At 46.3% G+C, this 15,220-nt stretch carries 13 protein-coding genes and 1 tRNA gene; 9 read left to right on the top strand and 5 right to left on the bottom strand.

Going from position 1 to position 15,220, the window contains the following annotated elements; all coding sequences use genetic code 11:
• The first annotated feature begins 109 nt into the window (after positions 1–109).
• A complete protein-coding gene (locus IC612_RS04350; RefSeq protein WP_194738955.1) occupies positions 110–2,281 on the top strand; it encodes a TonB-dependent siderophore receptor in 2,172 nt (723 codons plus the stop codon).
• A 67-nt stretch (positions 2,282–2,348) separates the two neighbouring features.
• Positions 2,349–3,587 carry a PepSY-associated TM helix domain-containing protein gene (locus tag IC612_RS04345; RefSeq protein ID WP_194738954.1) on the top strand — a complete coding sequence of 413 codons (1,239 nt, stop codon included), beginning with the start codon at positions 2,349–2,351 and terminating at the stop codon, positions 3,585–3,587.
• Between the two features lie 467 nt (positions 3,588–4,054).
• Here the strand turns inward: IC612_RS04345 and IC612_RS04340 are convergent.
• Together IC612_RS04340 and mce are read right to left on the bottom strand one after the other, a co-directional pair.
• Positions 4,055–4,128: transfer RNA gene (locus tag IC612_RS04340), tRNA-Ile, on the bottom strand.
• Positions 4,129–4,189: 61 nt separating this feature from the next.
• A complete protein-coding gene (gene mce / locus IC612_RS04335) occupies positions 4,190–4,591 on the bottom strand; it encodes a methylmalonyl-CoA epimerase (RefSeq protein WP_194738953.1) in 402 nt (133 codons plus the stop codon).
• A gap of 91 nt (positions 4,592–4,682) precedes the next feature.
• Here mce and rbfA point away from each other — a divergent pair, with 91 nt between their 5' ends.
• From rbfA to ribD, 5 genes are all read left to right on the top strand, one after another.
• Positions 4,683–5,045: a 30S ribosome-binding factor RbfA gene (rbfA, locus tag IC612_RS04330; RefSeq protein ID WP_194738952.1), complete on the top strand. Its 363-nt coding sequence runs from the start codon at positions 4,683–4,685 to the stop codon at positions 5,043–5,045.
• 15 nt (positions 5,046–5,060) lie between these two features.
• Entirely contained in the window at positions 5,061–6,266 is a 1,206-nt protein-coding gene (locus IC612_RS04325) for an ABC transporter permease (protein WP_194738951.1), read from the top strand.
• A 57-nt stretch (positions 6,267–6,323) separates the two neighbouring features.
• Positions 6,324–7,052, top strand: a complete 729-nt coding sequence (locus tag IC612_RS04320; protein WP_194738950.1) for a shikimate dehydrogenase family protein — start codon at positions 6,324–6,326, stop codon at positions 7,050–7,052.
• 142 nt (positions 7,053–7,194) lie between these two features.
• Positions 7,195–9,123, top strand: coding sequence for a DUF349 domain-containing protein (locus IC612_RS04315; RefSeq protein WP_194738949.1), 1,929 nt, complete (start codon positions 7,195–7,197; stop codon positions 9,121–9,123).
• Positions 9,124–9,246: 123 nt separating this feature from the next.
• Complete coding sequence (gene ribD / locus IC612_RS04310; RefSeq protein WP_194738948.1) at positions 9,247–10,275, top strand: bifunctional diaminohydroxyphosphoribosylaminopyrimidine deaminase/5-amino-6-(5-phosphoribosylamino)uracil reductase RibD; 1,029 nt, start codon at positions 9,247–9,249, stop codon at positions 10,273–10,275.
• Here the strand turns inward: ribD and IC612_RS04305 are convergent.
• Positions 10,272–11,996, bottom strand: coding sequence for a tetratricopeptide repeat protein (locus IC612_RS04305; protein ID WP_194738947.1), 1,725 nt, complete (start codon positions 11,994–11,996; stop codon positions 10,272–10,274). The genes ribD and IC612_RS04305 overlap by 4 nt on opposite strands.
• 449 nt (positions 11,997–12,445) lie before the next feature.
• On the opposite strand from IC612_RS04305, the gene IC612_RS04300 reads away from it, so the two are divergent.
• The gene (locus IC612_RS04300; RefSeq protein WP_194738946.1) at positions 12,446–12,766 is read left to right on the top strand and encodes a hypothetical protein; all 321 of its coding nucleotides are present in this window, start codon (positions 12,446–12,448) and stop codon (positions 12,764–12,766) included.
• A gap of 67 nt (positions 12,767–12,833) precedes the next feature.
• Here the strand turns inward: IC612_RS04300 and IC612_RS04295 are convergent, their stop codons facing one another.
• Complete coding sequence (locus IC612_RS04295) at positions 12,834–13,769, bottom strand: cation diffusion facilitator family transporter (protein ID WP_194738945.1); 936 nt, start codon at positions 13,767–13,769, stop codon at positions 12,834–12,836.
• 142 nt (positions 13,770–13,911) lie between these two features.
• On the opposite strand from IC612_RS04295, the gene IC612_RS04290 reads away from it, so the two are divergent.
• Positions 13,912–14,517: an IMPACT family protein gene (locus IC612_RS04290; RefSeq protein ID WP_194738944.1), complete on the top strand. Its 606-nt coding sequence runs from the start codon at positions 13,912–13,914 to the stop codon at positions 14,515–14,517.
• Here the strand turns inward: IC612_RS04290 and IC612_RS04285 are convergent.
• Positions 14,514–15,203 carry a zinc metallopeptidase gene (locus tag IC612_RS04285; protein ID WP_194738943.1) on the bottom strand — a complete coding sequence of 230 codons (690 nt, stop codon included), beginning with the start codon at positions 15,201–15,203 and terminating at the stop codon, positions 14,514–14,516. The two genes, IC612_RS04290 and IC612_RS04285, sit on opposite strands and share 4 nt — an antisense overlap.
• Positions 15,204–15,220 lie beyond the last annotated feature (17 nt).

The following is a 15,220-nucleotide window of genomic DNA, read 5'->3' as shown; positions in this document are numbered from 1 at the left end:
TATACTTAACAACCCAAAAAATAAATAACTGATTTTTGTCATTAATTTTATTTAGAATTAATATAAATAATTACATTTGCGTCATTGTTTATAATTGTTCTAAATAACTATGAGAAAATCCACTGTCCTTTTAGGGCTTCTAGGCGCTGCACTTCTAAGCGCACAAACTACCGATTCCATCAAGGAAAATACCATTGATGCAGTCATACTAAACACCATTGTAAAGAAAGACACCGAGTCTTCGCACAAAATGCCCCTTAAGTTTATCGAGAACCCACAGGTCTATTCCTCGGTAGATAAAACGGTTTTGGAAAACCAAAATCTTTTCACTGTGGATGAGGCCCTACGCAACGTTACGGGACTTCAGAAAATGTGGAACGCTACACACCGCTCCGGCGATGGGGGCTCGTATGTGAACCTTCGGGGATTCATAGCTTCCAATTCCATGCGTAATGGAATGGTATCTCCTGTATCCTCTACTATAGATGCGATCAACATAGAAAAAGTCGAAGTGCTCAAGGGGCCTTCCGCCACCCTATACGGAAGCAACGGTGCTTCCTATGGAGGGCTTATCAATCGTATTACAAAAAAACCACTGGACCATTTCCAGGGATCGGTCTCGCTTGCCGGAGGCTCAAATGATTTTGCACGCGTCCAAAGTGATGTGAATGTACCTCTTAATAGAAGTAGGTCTCTGCTGCTTCGCCTAAACACAGCCTATACCACGGAGAGTAGTTTTCAGAATGCTGCTGCCAAAAGCCACTACTACGCCTTTGCTCCAAGCCTGCTTTGGAACGTTAGCGACAAACTTAATGTCCTCTTGGACTACGAAGGTTTTGAAAGCCGCACACAGGCCGAACAAAACCTTTTTTTTATATTCTCCCCGTCCCTGTACGGATATAAGGACATGTACGACATTGAAAAATTAGGTCTGAATTATAACGAGTCCTACATAAGTGAAGGACTCTATAATACGGGGCGCAGCAGAAATCTCATTGGGCAGATTAACTACCGTATCTCAGAAAAAGTAAAGTCTACAACCCTTGTAAGTTCATCCTATAGCTACTCCGACGGATACAATCCGTACTTCTATATCACTACAGAAAGCTATACTCCGGACCAAACACCACTGGGACTCTACCGCGGAGACCAAAGTACGCGGGACAGCAAACAAAAGATCTTTCAGATCCAACAAAACTTCAATTTAGATTTTCCAATTGGCTCTATGCGCAACCGCGTGCTGGTAGGTGCAGACTATATGCGCAGTAATAGCGACCAACTCTTCGTGTACGGAATTATTGATTTCGTGCCACTAAGTGGAGCGGACTATTCCGGGTTCAACAAAGAAACCCTTGCAAATTTCTACGAGTCCGGAGCCTACGGATCTTACCCGATGCAGTCCATCAAGGATACCTACAGCGCCTACGTTTCCGATGTACTGAGCGTGACTGAACAGCTTAAAGTAATGGCAGCACTACGCTTTGAAAGCAACGACTTCAAGGGAGGTGTTATAGGCACTCCGGTGGCCTCTTACAATCAGTCGGCTTTATCTCCCAAGTTGGGCTTGGTATACGAAGTAATACCTGAGAAATTCTCGGTTTTTGGAAACTACCAAAACAGTTTCAAGAGTAACGGATACTATATTTCCGATGCCAGCGAAACCCTTGTACTTTCCGATCCCGAGACGGCCAATCAATTTGAAGCCGGATTAAAAACGAATCTTCTCCAGGGCAGGCTTAATGCTACGGTAAGCTACTACGACATTGATGTACGCAATTCACTCCAGACGGTAGGGTATACCTCTTCGAACCTTGCCATCCAAGACCAGATGGCCACCCTGGAAAGTAAGGGCGTAGAACTGGAGCTTAATGCGTACCTGGTTAAAGGATTCTCAGTGATAGCCGGTTTATCCTACAACGATTCCCGCTACAAAGACACGGCGGACGAGACTATTTTAAACCGCAGACCCAACACCGCATCTTCCCCATGGCTGGCAAACTTCAGCGCCAACTACCAGTTCCTGGACGGCAGGCTTAAGGGACTAGGCATGGGCATTGGAGGAAACTACGCCAGTGCAAACCGTATATTCAATACCACTACTGCGCAGTTCGAGCTTCCAAGTTACCTGGTACTTAACGCCAATGCTTTCTACGACCAAGAGCGCTACCGCATAGGACTAAGTGTGAATAATTTTACAAACGAAAAACACTGGATCGGGTACACCACGGCCAATCCGCAGAAACTTCGTAACGGGGCTTTAAGTTTCACTTATAAATTCTAAGACCAATCCAGGCGGTGAAAAATTCTTTCGTAAAACGATTAAACGCCGCCTTAATACCTTGTATTTTATGAAACACCACCACGTAAAAGCAAAAAGTAAAAAGAAGTCTTTATTTAAAAAAGCCGTGGGAAAGATCCATCTGTATGTGGGCCTTACCATTGGCGCCATTGTATTTTTGGTATCCATCACGGGCGCCCTCTATGCCTTTAAAGCTGAAGTAGAGAACCTGATGCTCTCGGAGTACTATGAGCACCATGAACCCAATATAGAGCAGAAGACGATCCTTCCCATCAAAGAGATGGAACGAAGGGTTCATGCCCAAAGCGGACAGAAATACCTACCCCACTGGGTGGAAATTCCCTTGGACAAAACCAAGACCTACCGATTCAACTACTACGAACGCGATGTGAATGCTTGGCATTATTTCGATGAATTCCCGGTCTTTATGACCTACTATGTGAATCCCTACACGGGGCAAATCGTGGGAAGTTACGACCAGAAAAACTCGTTTTTTAATATTGTAAAATACATCCATTGGGGATTTCTTCTAAATTCGGATTGGGGAAAATACATCGTGGGCATACCCACCATACTTTTTCTTGTCATGGTACTATCCGGCATTATTCTTTGGTGGCCTAAAAACCGTAAAGCCAGCAAGCAGCGCTTCTGGTTCCAATGGAAAAACATACGGTCTTGGAGACGGCGCAATTACGATCTGCATACCATCGTTGGATTCTACGCCTCTTTTCTAGCCGTTATTGTAACCATTACAGGACTCTTTTATTCCTTCCTTTTTGTACAGGGTCTAGTGTATTTTGTCTTTTCTGGAGGAAAGACCACATTTACGGATCTGGAAGCCATCCATAACAAGGCTCCCTTAAGTGCGAAAACCGATGGCGTATACGATAAGGCGATTGCCATTACCGAGCAGCTACATCCCAATGCGTACGGATACACCTTTGATTTGGGATACGAGCATATGGACGAGCACGAGCACCACAATCTCTATGTGTTTGTCAAGCAACTACCCTATTCCTACCACAAGAACCATGCGGTAATCATCGATGAGAACTCTGGAGAACTACTAAAAACCTACAATCATGATGAAAAGAACTTTGGAGAAAAAGTAGTTGCTGCCAATTACGACATCCATGTGGGTGCTATACTGGGAATTTGGGGAAAAATCCTGGCCTTTATTAGCTCCCTTGCCTGCGCTTCACTACCGGTAACAGGCTTTTTAGTCTGGTATGGAAGGAACTACGGTAAGAAGGCAAACAAGACAGTACCCCTAGTATCTTCTGTGTAAATAAACAGTAATCTATCATAGAGAAAAGTTCTCTATGCCCGAGTTCTGATGGAAAGGGAACTAATCTCAAAAAACTTAAATGCCTGATCCTACACTATAAAGGCACTGGCCATTAGTTCTCTATCCGCTCGGGAAATTCCAATTTGTTTTGCCACTGCCTTCCCAAATTTAACTGCCTCAGTCACCTCATCGGTGATATGATTCATTCTATGGATGCGAGTCGAAAATACAAACCCACACTTTTTGCTAATTCTTCTAATCCCTGCCAATAAACATATACATAAATAATCGTGCGCGATTCAAGTAAATATTTATCCATTGATATTTAATTTACAATAGAATGCAAATATGAAAAATTATGAAAAGCAAACTATGTGAGCGTTGAAATGTTAGACCTATGTGAGACCCAAGAAATAGATGGCAATAAAAAAACACCTACATTTCTGTAAGTGTCTCATTTTTAGTAGTGGTCCCACCTGGGCTCGAACCAGGGACCACCTGATTATGAGTCAGGTGCTCTAACCAACTGAGCTATAGGACCGACGAACTTTCGTTCGAATTGGTGTGCAAAAGTAAATTATTTTTTAATAATAAAAAAGCAATTAGCCCCTTTTTTCTTGACATAATTCCACTAGTACGCCCCCAGTGGTCTTAGGGTGCAGAAAAACAATAAGTTTGCCGTCGGCTCCTTCCTTGGGAGTGGTGGAAAGAAAGGAAAACCCTTCGGCCTGGAGGCGCTCAATTTCTGTTTCAAGGTCTTCAACCAAGAAGGCCAGATGGTGCACGCCCTCTCCACGCTTTTCAATATAGCGCCCGATCACACCCTCAGAAGTGGAAGATTCCAAAAGCTCCACCTTGCTTTCTCCAACGGCGTAAAAGGACGTGGTGACTCCTTCCCTTTCTACGGTTTCGTGTTTGTAGTTCGCTTTACCTAGGAGCCTGGAAAAAAGCCGGTCAGACTCTTCGAGTGATTTAACCGCAATTCCAATATGTTCGAGTTTCATGTCTGTCTTTCATTTTTTTTGCAAACCCCTTCCCGTAGTCCCGGTCTTAATGGGTAGCAGCGATTCAAACAAAAATAGTAAATTTGCCCCTATGAACGAAAGTAACAGACAAAGAAAAGTCGCCCAAATCATACAACAGGACCTTGCAGAACTTTTTCGCAAGCAGTCCAAGGAAAGTGCCCAGAGCATTTTGGTAAGTGTATCGGATGTGAAGATCTCTGCGGACCTGAGTGTTGCGAAAATCTACCTGAGCGTATTTCCTCAGGAGTTCAGAGCGCCTGTTATGAAAGAAATTGAAGAGAACAAATCCCAATACCGTAACTTCTTGGGACAGCAGATGGGCAAACAGGTACGCATCATCCCGGAACTTAACTTCTACCTAGACACCACCCTGGACGATGCCGAGCGCGTAGAGAAAGAACTTCGCGGTGAGGGAGATAATCCCATTCTATAAATCCGGTACTGCCCTTTGAGAAATACTGCATTCTATATCGCCACCCGATACCTTATCGCCAGAAAGGGATCTACTGCCGTTACGTTCATTACGTGGCTGGCGGCCTTTGCCATGATGACGGCGGTAGCCAGTATGTTCATTATCGTTTCGGTCTTTACGGGCCTGGAAGACCTCAACAAGGAGATGATATCCAATCTCCATGCGGACCTTACCATTTCAAGTAAAAACCAAAAACAGCTTAAGAATGCTAAATTAGCCACCGAAACCGTGCGCAAGCACCCGGAAGTGGCGCACTACTCAAGACTTATTGAAGAAAAAGTATATCTGAACTATAATGGCGTTGGGGAAATCGCCTACCTACGCGCCGTGGACAGCACCTATACCCTGGTCAACCCCGTAGACAAAAACATATTCTTTGGAGCGTACCCCGACACTTCGGATCCCACGCAGGTGATTATGGAAAACAGCCTGGACAACCGACTTTCGATTCCTGTGGGAGAGAGTCCCAATCCAGCCCTACTCTACATGCCTAAACCGGGCACCGGCCTTATCACTACCGAGGACGACATCTTCATCAAGCGGGAGATTCAGGTTACGGGCGTTTTTCCTGGAAACGACCAGCTTAACAACTACATCATTTCCTCCATAAAACTAGGGCAGGACCTTTTGGGACTTTCCGGGGATACTGCCTATAAGATTGTCGTAAAACTCAAAGATCCCTTAAAGGCCGATAATATCAAATCCGAGCTCGAAAAATCTTTGGGTTCTTCGTACCAGATAAAAACCAAGAAAGAAGAAAATGCCGCCTTCTGGAAGATGATCAATACCGAGAAGCTGATGATCTATCTGATTTTTTCCCTGGTGATCTGCATCACTACCTTTAATCTGGCAGGGGCCATCATCATTTTGCAACTCGATAAAAAAGAGCAGGCGCGCTCGCTAATTTCCCTTGGGCTACCTTTGGAGCACCTTCGTAGGACCTACTTCTACACGGGTCTTCTCATTACCCTTTTTGGTATTGTGTCGGGTCTTCTAATAGGAACCTTAATGTGCTACCTACAGCTGCAGACCGGGTATTTCAAGGCGGGAATCGAACTGGCCTTTCCGGTGCGGATCACTTTGGAAAATTACTTCATAGTCTCGGGAGTCGCCCTCCTCTTTGGAATTACCGTATCGTGGGCTTTTTCCAAGATCAACCGCTCCCTTATCTGGAAGAAGTAGAAACTGAGCGATATCAGCCCGGCACACAAGGTGCAATTTCGTACCTTTACTCTAGCTATGAAGAAAAAAATATTTGGCTTACTAGGCCGCGGCATCGGTTATTCGTTCTCTAAAAAATATTTTAGCGAAAAGTTTAAAACGCAGTTTCTCCACGACCACTCCTATGAGGTTTTTGACATCGATTCCTTGGAATCCCTCCCTGGGCTTTTAAGGGAAGACCGACTTAAAGGATTCAACGTCACCATTCCCTACAAGGAGCAGATTATCCCCCTTCTGGACGAAGTCTCCAGTGAGGCGGCCCTAATCGGCGCGGTCAATACCGTTAAAATCCGCGAGGGCAAGGCGGTGGGGTACAATACCGACGCCTATGGATTTGAAAAGACCCTGCTTCTTCATAAAAAACCCCACCATACCCATGCCCTAATACTAGGCAATGGAGGGGCTTCCAAAGCGGTGCAGTACGTGCTTAAGAAACACGGTATTGCGTTTGAGACGGTTTCCCGCAGCCTGGAATTAAATTACCACACCCTCCCTAAGGAGCTGGTCTCCACCCATACCCTCATTGTCCAAACTACGCCTGTAGGAACTTTCCCTATGGTCAACGACTGCCTGGATTTTCCTTTTGAGGCGCTTAGTTCCAACCATCTGGTAATTGACCTTATTTACAACCCCACCTTTACGGCCTTTATGGACCGAGCGGCAGAGCACGGAGCCAAATGCGTGAACGGCTACTTCATGCTTGAACAGCAGGCCGAAAAAGCCTGGGAGATCTGGAATGCAGAATAATTGGGATTCTCTGTAAAAAATTGCGGTTCCTACTGGCGGTAAAAGAAAATTCTTTATATTTATTGCAAATAACCATTGCCGGCACCCGAGTATTTTCTCTGTGTGCAGCGAAAACGACCCGTAACTTTAAAATAAAGTAGCCATGAGCAGCGAGCAGTCCGTACCTAAGGAGAACCACGAAGAAAAAAAACTGATAAACGATCCCGATACCAGAGAGGCTTCTACAGAGCAACCCTACAGCCCGGTAGTGGAAGTGGCAGAGGAACTCTTGGAAAACGCTGAAGTAAAGCAGCAACCTGCTGCTACAGAAAACAGTAGCGATACCCGGAAGGAATCAGATGCGGCTCCAGCCCCCCCCCTTTCCTCTTTAAAAGATGCCCCTACCCCTGAAACCAAGGAGGAACTTTCACCCGAAGAACTCCTTTCCCGGATGGAGCAGCTTATCAATCTTCCCAATGCGGGAGAAAAAAACAGGGAATTCTCTCAGCTGCGTGAAAAAGTACAGGGCATGCTCGTAAAGGACATCCACGACCGAAGAGCGGGTTTCATCGCGGAAGGGGGAATGGAAAGTGACTTTCATTACGAACACCCACTTCAGGCGCGCCTGTCCGGGCTCAGCGGTATTTTTAAGGAAAAGCACGATATCTACCTGAAAGAACAGCAGGCCAGCCAAGAGGAAAACCTCTCCCAGCGCCAGGATATAATCGAGCGCCTTAAAAACCTCTATACAGGATCGGAGCCGGGTACGAATTTTTTCAAGGAAATCCGAGAAATTAAGAAAGCCTGGTCGGAAGCCGGCCAAGTAGCCAAGGCCGAATTCAAACTTCTAAACAATAATTATTTCCACCATCTGAACCAGTTCTACCAGATGCTGGATTTAAACAAGGAATACCTACACCAGGAATACCAGCATAACCTAGAGAAACGCGAGCATATCATCGAGCGTGCAAAGGCGCTATTGGAAGAGCCTGTACAAAAGGCGCTCAATGAACTGCAGTACCTGCATAAACTCTGGAAAGAGGAAGCAGAGCCCGTAGCCGAGGAGTTCAGGGAGAAGACTTGGGAGCAGTTTAAGGAGCTCTCCAACCAGATTCATGATAGAAAATCGGAACTCTCCGCCGCGTTGGAAGAGGAGCAGTTCGCAAACCTTACGCGTAAAAACGCGATAATAGAAAAAATACGCGGCTTTTCAGAAGAGGGCAAGAACGCTTCGCATCAGTTCTGGCAAAATGCAATCAAGACGGTGGAAAAACTACGTGAGGATTTTTTAAAGACGGGAAGTGTCCCTCGAAAACTCTCTAATCAGAACTGGAACGAATTCAAGGAAGTTCTTAAGTCCTTTAACCAAAGCAAGAACGATTTTTACAAGAACCTGAAAGGAAGCCAGGTAGAAAACTTGAGCAAAAAGCAGAAACTGGTAGAGACGGCGCGCGACAATATGCATTCAGAGGACTGGGATACCATGGTACCTCTTTATAAGAAACTACAAGAGGAATGGAAGCAGATTGGGCATGTACCACGCAGCCAGGCCAATAAGATATGGGAGGAATTCAAGGACGCATGCAATACCTTCTTTGCCAATCATAGGGAAAAGACCCAAGGAGCGGGAGACAATTGGAAAGAAAACTACCACTCCAAGAGAGCGCTGCTGGAATCCCTGAAAGCCATTGGAAACTCAGAAGGGAGCATGGAGGAGATTGAACGGATCAAAGCGCAGTGGAATGCCGTTGGAAAAGTACCACGCGACAAGATCTCCATCAATACCGAATTCAACAAGACCCTACGCGAGAAGCTGCGTCTAAACAACGCCAGTGAATACGATTTGAAAGACGAAAACCTTTCTGAATCCCAACTCACCGATAAGGCCCGTAAAATCAAAAACCAGATTCAGGATCTGGAAGCGGAAATCTCCACACTAGAAAACAATCTTGGATTCTTTAACTCTCCAAGCAGAGACAATCCTTTACTCAAGGACACCTATGCCAAGATAGACGAGAAAAAGCAGCAGCTGGAGCACCTGAGGAGTGCCCTGCACCAGATTATATCTCCGGAGGGGGGATCAGCCACGTAAGTAAATGATGTAGTATATATGGTAAAGGCCTTTTTTTTCAAAGAAAGGGCCTTTATTTTTTACGGCTGTAGGCAGTTGATTTCCTCTATTAAGTATCTTTACCAACACAAAATTATCTTAATTATGTACACCCACGAGCATTATATGCTGCGCGCTCTGGAAGTGGCCCAACGTGCCGAGGGCTATACCTATCCCAATCCTCTGGTGGGCTGTGTGATTGTGCACCAGGGGCGAATCATAGGAGAAGGCTACCACCGAAAGGCCGGTGAATACCATGCGGAGATAGAAGCCATAAACAGCTGCAGGGAGCCCCACCTCCTAAAAGAGTCGGTCTTCTATGTGACGCTGGAACCCTGCGCACATTACGGCAAAACCCCGCCCTGCGCCCTTCGACTTAAAGAGATTGGACCAAAGATGGTAGTGGTCGGCTCCTACGACTCCAATCCCTTAGTTGCAGGAAAAGGCACTGCATTACTTCGCCAGGCAGGAGTAGAAGTATTAGAGGGTGTACTGGAAAAAAAGTGCCGCGAGTTAAACCGTAGGTTCTTTTGTTTCCATGAAAAGAAACGTCCTTATGTAGTTTTAAAATGGGCCGAATCCAAGGACGGTTATATCGATAAGAATTTCCGACCGGCAAAAATAACTACTGCTTTAGAAAGCCAGTGGGTACATACGATGCGCGCCAAAGAGGAGGCCATACTGGTAGGCACCGGTACGGCGCTTTCGGACAATCCTTCCCTTACCACGCGACTCGTGGAGGGACCAAATCCGCTGCGCCTTTTAATTGACCGAACCCTTAAGGTGCCAGAAACGCACCGCATTTACTCCAGTGAGGCTCCGACCTGGGTTTTCAATTTAATAAAAGAGCAAACAAGGGGAAGCACCGAATATATTAAGCTTTCAGAGAACAATATCGAGGAGCAGATTCTTAAGGTCTTATACCAAAGAGGCATACAATCGGTACTGGTGGAGGGCGGAGCCTACACCCTGCAACGGCTATTGGACCTGGGGCTCTACGATCAGATCGTGCGCTTTAAAAACGAGTCGCTCGAGTTAGAGAAAGGAACCCTAGCGCCAAGGGTGCCCCCAGGCCTTGATTTTAAAAAAGAGTGGATGGAAGAGTCCGTACGCATGGAATACCAAATGGTCTAGATACCCACCAGTTCTTTTAACTTGGCGTAGCGTTCCGCGAGCTTTAGTTTCACGCGCTGCAGTGACTTCTTTATCGCGTCCTGACTAACTCCCAAAAGGCGCGCAATCTCCAAATTACTGAAACCAAGTCTTTTGAGAATTAGGATTCTGTGGGCACTTTCCCTAAGTTCTGGAAACTCCCGGGTAAGCTGCTTATAAAACTCAGGCTGGAGCTTCATAAACTCTCTTTTAAACTGCTGCCAGTTCTCGTCGGTCATAAGGTGCGACTCCAAGAGCTTGCTTAGGGCGTGGGATTCCTGCTCAAATTCGTTAAGATTGGACTGACTCACCTGCTCCATTTCGGATTGGAGTTTGGCAATCTGCCTGTCTTTATGCCTGAGATGTGCCACCTGCTTTTCAAGCGATAGCTTGGTCTTGCTCAGGGACTGCTCGTAACGCATTTTCTCCAGTTCGAGCTCCATCACGTGCTGCGTATACTGCATCTTACGCTGCTTAAGCGCGCGGCGCGAAGTGGTAAGTATATAGTACAGGATTCCAAGAATCAGCACAAGCGAAGTGAAATATAATAGCCGCATAAAGAGCATTTCTCTGCGCTCATTCTCTACCTCAAGAGCCAGGCGCTGCGAGCGGGAACGGTTTAGAAGCAAGTTTGCACGGTTCAGCGCCGTATCCCCGTCGGTATACTGAAGCTGCTCCTCGAGAAAATCAATAGCATGGTGGGCCTCCAGTTCCTTCAGTGGATCCCCGGTTGCCTTATAAAGCTGCGCTTTTAACTCTTCGACTTCCACACCGTTGGTTGCAAAACGTGGCGTACTTTTATAAATGGTACTCGCCTCCAGTAGGGATTTCTCAGCAGCCGGGTAATCTTCAAGAGCTAATTGTATTTTGGCCAGAATAGTAAGGGTATAGAGGGTATTCATCTCCGCCTTCATTCGCCTGGATATCTTCAGTCCTTTTTTAACTAGGTTAAGACCGTCCACCGGGCGTTTCTCCCGGTACATCAAATCCCCCATATTGGCAAGGACTTTTGCGTAACGTAAGGAATCACCCGCTTTCTTCGAAGCGCCAAGGGCCTGGTGAAAATAGCTCTGCGCCTGGGCATACCTGCCCTCGTACATTAGGTACAGTCCTAAATTGTCAATGACTCCTGCATAGTCGCTCTCTCCTTCCGAAGTAAACTGCTTGGCTTTTTCCAGCATCTGGATTGCCGTGGATCTATCTCCTATGGTACCATAGTAGTACCCTATCCACCGGTAGGAATCCTGAGGATTGATATGCGGAAAATTCTCCGAGGCCAAGAGAAGACTTTCCGCTTGAAGGAAATAGGCCAGGGAGGCATTCATGCTACGAAAGTGGTAGAGGTACTGTGCGTAGTTCACATTGGCTACTACCTGCAGACTTACCGGACCTTTCTTAGAGAGTTCGATAGCCCGAAGATAATGCTGGTTGCTCTTAAGAGTCACCCGCTGAAAGCAGTGGGCATAACCTTGTCCTAGAAGTACATGGTAGAGCACTTGTATATTGGGATCGTCGGAATTCTTAATAGGCTCCAGAAAGCGGTGCATCTTTAGAGTATCGCACCCAAAGTCCTGCTGCTGGTTTAAAAGGCTCTCGTACAAGTTGGCCCTCTCGGAGTATTTTACATCAAGGGAAATTCTCTGCCCTACCAAAGGGAGAGATAAAGAAAATACGAAAAAGAAAATAATGCGCTGAAAGTGCACTGAGGTTAGTAGTTTTATACAGTAAAGGTAGGTAAATTCTTAAAAAATATAACCTATAAGTATACATATGGTATATTTTAAAGCTTATTTGGACTAATTTGAACTAAAAACGTCCCCGTTTTGTCCCCCTACTGCTATTGAAAATTTCCTAATTATCCTTTTATATTTGACCAAGTAATTTTTGTAGCGCCAGAGTATGGTTTGTATCCTAAAAGAAAACAACAGGCGCATCAAGTTCAAAACTTACACCGAGCTGATTGAACTGATGCAGAAGGAGCATAACTCTTTATCCTTATCTCCCATGGAATTTATGAAGAGTTTCGCAAAGGAAAAGGGAGTGGAGCTCCCCAAGTGCTTTTTTTGTGAAAGGCAATTTTTGGAAGTATTGGAAAAGAACCATGTAATTGAACTAAAGTTAAACTTTTTTGAAAAACATTTAAGAAAACCCTATGTCGTCTAACCTTTTAACCAGTAAGTGCAAGAAAGTCTTCACACTGGTAAACCGCAAACGCAGCGTCACTCTTTCTTCACCACGTGAATTTGTAACCTGGATGCGTAAGCACGATATCCAACAGTGGGAAACCAACGCCGAGTTCATGGAGGCGTACGCCCACAGAAAGGCAGTGTTTGAAAAAATAATCTTAAGAAATACCAGCGAGGAGGCCTTTACGGAGGACCTTCAGGCTAACGGGCTGCTATGTATCGCCCCCAAGCCCACGCTGTGGCAGATGATCAGTGGCCAGCACAAACACGAGCCACGCATCGCATAAAGAATCAAGTAAATGATGAGAGAGAGGATTGGCCCTCTGCCCTTTAGGCAGGCGGGCCTTTTCGATTCTAGTGCCCAAGCGCACGACTCTGACAAAAAAGAGAATCGGTATGTCCGTGTTCTATGGGCTCAAACTGAACAGTAGTATGCTCAATCTCTAATTGGATTAATTTCGCTTCCAACTCAGCCCGCAGGACCTGTAGCTCGCGCAGGGATTTATTTTCCTTAACTACCACGTGCACGGAAAGAGAATTGAGCCCACTGGAAAGACTCCATACATGCAAATGGTGGAGCTGCTCCACCTGGGGATGCCCCAGAAGCGCCGCACGGATCTTGTTTAGCTCTACCCCTTTGGGAACGCCTTCCATTAATACATGGACCGACTCTTTAGTGATTAAATAGCCGCTACGTAGAATAAGAACTGCAACAAGCAGGCTGCATAGGGGGTCTGCCCACTGCCAGCCCCACCCCATAATTAAAAGCGCTGCGGCTACCGCCGCCAGGGATCCTAATAAGTCGCTAAGTACATGCTGGTAGGCCCCTCGCATATTGAGATTCTGTTTTACATCGCTACCTCGAACCATGATATAGGCCACCAGTAGGTTTACTAGTAGGCCCCCTATTGCTATATAAAGCATACCGGAGGCCTCAACTCTCGGGGGGTCTACTAAACGGCCGACCGCCTCATACACTATATAGCCGGCCACAAGAAGCAGGGTTACTCCGTTGAGAGTGGCCGCAAGAATTTCAAAACGCTTGAATCCGTACGTATGGGATTCCGAAGGTTTTCTTCTGCCAAAATTGAGGGCCAGAAGCGCGATTAGAAGGGACGCGCTATCGCTGAGCATATGCCCTGCATCGGAAATAAGCGCAAGACTTTTGGTTTTAATTCCGCCAATGACTTCCAAAACCATAAAGAGCGAAAGGATCAGAAGACTTACTAGTAACACTTTTTTATTGCTGCTGTGCGAATGGGAATGGACATGGGAATGGTTGCTCGACATAAGAGGTACGTTATTTTGCTAAGATACTTTAGTCTTACCGCGTTGTTGCTATGAAATTCTTGAAGCGATTTGCGAAATTTTTCTGCACTTTCCCATCCTACCCCTCGAGGAAGTGCTGCAGGGTTTTTCGTAGATTTGCCTGATGGCGCACCAATACCTTACCCTAGCCAATGCGGCACGCGAGGTCCCGTACCGAGAAAAAGGCAGTCGATTCCTCGGCTTTGCCCTTCCGGTGCGCTCCATTGAAGAGGCCAAGGAAGAACTCTTAAAAGTGCGCACCCTGCATCCAAAAGCCACGCACCACTGCTTTGCTTATAGGATTGGTCCCCTTGGAGCAACCTACCGCGCCTCGGACGATGGAGAACCATCCTCCACGGCAGGAATTCCCATTTACAACCAGATCCTATCGCGCGAACTGACCAATGTACTTGTAGTTGTAGTACGGTATTATGGCGGAGTGAAACTGGGGGTATCGGGACTCATCAAAGCCTATAGAGAATCGGCCCAACTGGCACTTAATGAGGCGGGCACAGAGCTTAAGGACATTACCTATGTCCTCTCCCTTCGTTTCCCGTACCATCTCCAAAACCAGGTCTTTGCGCTTTTAAGCCGAAAAGGCGCACAGATTGAATCTTTTGAGGCGCTGGAAGCCTGCACGGTTTTGGCCCACGTACCCTCGCTACAAAAAGAAAACATCTGCGAGAGTTTCTCGCAGATGCATGAAGTTACGTTTTGCGTTTTAGATTAATCGCTGCTTCTTCCGGAAAGCATGGAGGCAAAGTAAATAAGCTGCGCAAGGGATCCCAGTGCTGCCACGACATAGGTGCGTGCGGCCCATTTTAATGAATCCTCTGCTCCTTCGTATTCCGATTTGTTCGCAAGGGTGCCTGAGCTTCTAAGCCAAGCGAGTGCACGTTTGGAGGCATCGTACTCCACGGGCAGGGTCACAAAGGCAAAAAGTGTGGTTACTGCAAAAAGAATCACACCAATAAGCAGCAAGGTCTTGGATCCGGACATGGCCATCACCACAATACCTGCCATAAGTACAAACTGCAGAAGTCTTGAAGATACGTTTACCATCGGTACCATTTTAGAGCGTAGCTGGAGCATGGAATACCCGACGGCGTGCTGCACGGCGTGTCCGGTCTCGTGCGCTGCTACAGCCGCTGCAGCTGCGTTACGCTGCATATACACTCCTTCGGAGAGGTTAATGGTCTTGTTCATGGGATTGTAGTGGTCGGTAAGCTGCCCCGGAACGGAAATCACTTGTACGTCCGAGATCCCGTTGTCCCTAAGCATCTTCTCGGCGATTTCTTTCCCGGACATACCGTTTTGAAGGTGCACATTGGAATAATGCGCAAACTTCGATCGAAGCCTGTTCTGGACAATCATGCTGAGGATAAATACCACGCCAATAATTAAATAGTAAGTCATTGATTTATTGTTTATTT

Source organism: Planobacterium oryzisoli (assembly GCF_015354315.1).
Classification (GTDB): domain Bacteria; phylum Bacteroidota; class Bacteroidia; order Flavobacteriales; family Weeksellaceae; genus Planobacterium_A; species Planobacterium_A oryzisoli.
The sequence above is the reverse complement of the archived record's forward strand: the minus strand, read 5'-3'. Positions and strand labels throughout refer to the sequence as shown.